The sequence below is a fragment of the Loigolactobacillus jiayinensis genome, assembly GCF_003946445.1.
GTDB classification, from domain to species: Bacteria; Bacillota; Bacilli; order Lactobacillales; family Lactobacillaceae; genus Loigolactobacillus; species Loigolactobacillus jiayinensis.
Map to the genome: position 1 here is coordinate 1 of NZ_RHOF01000115.1, position 2778 is coordinate 2778.

Here is a 2778-nt window from a genome sequence, read left to right on the forward strand (position 1 = left end):
AATTATCCGGAGTGCGTTCTTCGGTACTGATTTGCTGTAATGCTTGCTCCCATTTAGCCGTCATTTCTGGGCTAGTTAGCAAGGGTTCGAGTTCAACCGCTTTACATAAAGTAATTCCGGCTTCACTGACGTGTAGCTTGTTCTTTTCAGTGACGAGATAGCCGCGTTTCTTTAACACTTCCAGCACATTGGCCCGGGTTGCACTTGTCCCAATGCCTTGCACATCTTTAAGAATCGCTTGGGCTTCTTCATCATCAAGCGTTTTGCCGGCGGTCTTCATGGCCGTAATCAGGGTACCTTCGGTAAAGGGTACCGGTGGTGTCGTTTCTTTTTGCGGTGTTTGAAGATTTGCTTGGACTTGATCGCCTTGGTGAACGAGCGGTAAGGTGGCTGCTTCTTGCTGTTCGGCTTTGTGATCATCAAATAAAGCTTGCCAACCTTGCTTAGTTGGGACCTTACCGGTTGCTTTAAAATTGGCGTCACCAACTTGGGTAATAATGGTGGTCTCTTCATATTCGTAAGGATCAGCAAACATCGCTAACGTCGTCCTTAAAACCAGGTCATAGACTTGTTGCTGTAATTTAGGCAAGCTGGCCAGTTTCTCTTTAGTCGAGACGACTTTAGTCATGATAATGGCGTAGTGTTCTTCAACCTTTTTCCCATTGACGTAACGTCTATTCGGGGTGGTATTGGTTAAAGCGACTTGCTTAGAGACTAAACCCAGATACTTCGGCAGATTAGCCACTAAATAGTCAAATTCTTCATCAGTGATATAAGCACAATCTGTTCGGGGATAACTCAGCAACTTGGCTTCATATAAACTTTGAATGGCCGCTAAGGTTTGGCTGGCACTGGCGTGATAACGTTTATTCATGGCACTTTGGAGACTGGATAGTGAGAATAGTTGGGGACTAGCACGCTTTTTGCCTTGTTTTTGGACGTCCTTGATTAAACCGTCCTGTGAGCCTTTATGAACGTGTTTAGCTTGCATGAATGTTATTAGCCCTGTTTCGTCTTTAAATCGCTGATAGGGGTCTAATTTTGCGACGAATTTTTGCTGATTAGCTACAATTTCCGCATTTAGTTCAAAATAGGGTTCCGGCTTAAAGGTTTTGTTTACCTGGTCTCTTTGATAGACCATACACAAGGCTGGCAGCTATACGTAACTAATCGAGCACGCTCTACGTACCAAATTTTTCTCAATATAAAATACATTATGGGCTACCATTCATACCAATTAACCAGTCGCTAATTTTGTGATTACAAGTGCATGCCCCAATCTTCATGCCGGTTCCGGGTTTGATGTTGCCGCTGCTTTTTCGTCATTTCCCACTCGGTCTCTTTTAAGCCGCGTTCTTGTTTTTGCCGTTGGTAATCTTCATCACGAGCATATAGAACAGTCATGATCGCGTCACTAAAGGCCGTCTTTAAGTAATAGTCTGGACTAACTGGCTTGTAGTTCAGTGATTGATAATGTCCGATATTTGCTTTTCTGTACTGGTCGTCCTTGGCTTGTTGCTCTTTTAACTGCATTCGGATTTTCTCGATCTGACTGTTCTTAATCGTCGGATCAGCTTTGCATTCGCCAAAAAAGAGTTGTTTAGTACCATCATGCTTTAAAACCCGTTGTAAGTGATGATTTTCTAACTGATCTAAGCTCAGCTGTCCCGATAAATAAGCTAGTCCTTGTTGATGTTCTGGGGGGCTGAAAACCTGTGGTGGGTTTGCTTGCCACTGTTCAATCGTTTCGGCCTGACATGGCTTTAAAACAGGATCATAGTACATCACGGCTGTATAGGCTTGTTCCTGTTTAATCATTGGTAATTCATTAAAATTGCCGTTAGGAAAGGCTCTTCTTAAAACTTCCTGGTATTGGGTTTGAATAACTTGCTTCACAGCCATGATTGTTCGCAAATCTTTGACTGCGCGAGTAATCTTTTGCTGCTCGGTTGGTGAATACTTTTCTAGTAACCCTTGATCAACGTGTTCTAGACTTTCTAAGCTATCATCATGAATCATCAGCGTATATTTAAGCTCGATTTTGACTTCCTTTTCTTGTTGCATTAATAACTGCCAGCTGGTATATGGCCTCTTGGTAAAGGTCAATAATTGTCGGACCAATAAATCATCACGAATATTCATTAAACGTTCGTTTAATTCACTGCCTTTGAAAATCGTTTGTTCACTATTAGTTTCTTTAATCAATTCCCGTCGTTCAGCCGCGGTTGTCTGTTCAAAATCAAGCTCTGGATAAAGTTTTTTAGTCGTGCGATCAACTACTTTATTTAAGAGTTCATCTGCTTTTTTTAGTGAACTTTCTTGTTGGTTAATCGTCAATAATTGCTTAGTGACATCTTCACCAACAGCGTGCTTAATTAAGGTACTGTTTTTCCAATTAAATAGCATGCGCCGCTTATCATCTAAACTTTCCAAACTAATATAAGTTTTCAGTTCGTGGCTTAACTCTTTGACCAATTTTTTCTCGTTAAACGAGAAGTGTTTACTTAGGCTATCCAAGTGGCCTCGATTAACTACTTTCTCCTGCATATTTTTATAGCCAGCTTTGGACTTACGATAGTTCTTAACTTGTTGATTAAATGCCTTTCTTTCATGCCGTTTGCTATTGATTCCCTCGTGTTGCATTGGTGTGTCAGCTATTCCCTGTTCCACAAATGATTTTTCACTGATCCGATCAGGAATGTTTTTTTGCTCTAAAACCTGATTGACACTAACTGCCCAATTATGCCGCCATTCAATTATTTTTTCTTTCTTATCCCA

1 protein-coding gene and 1 pseudogene are annotated in these 2778 nt (G+C 41.2%); both read right to left on the bottom strand.

Annotated elements, in window-relative coordinates; all coding sequences use genetic code 11:
* Positions 1-1286, bottom strand: a pseudogene (locus EKM80_RS14675) (DNA topoisomerase); the annotation flags it as partial.
* Positions 1261-2778 (bottom strand): MobA/MobL family protein (locus EKM80_RS14680; protein ID WP_125554420.1); only part of this gene is annotated, 1518 nt, incomplete at its 5' end. The gene EKM80_RS14680 and the pseudogene EKM80_RS14675, both read right to left, overlap by 26 nt.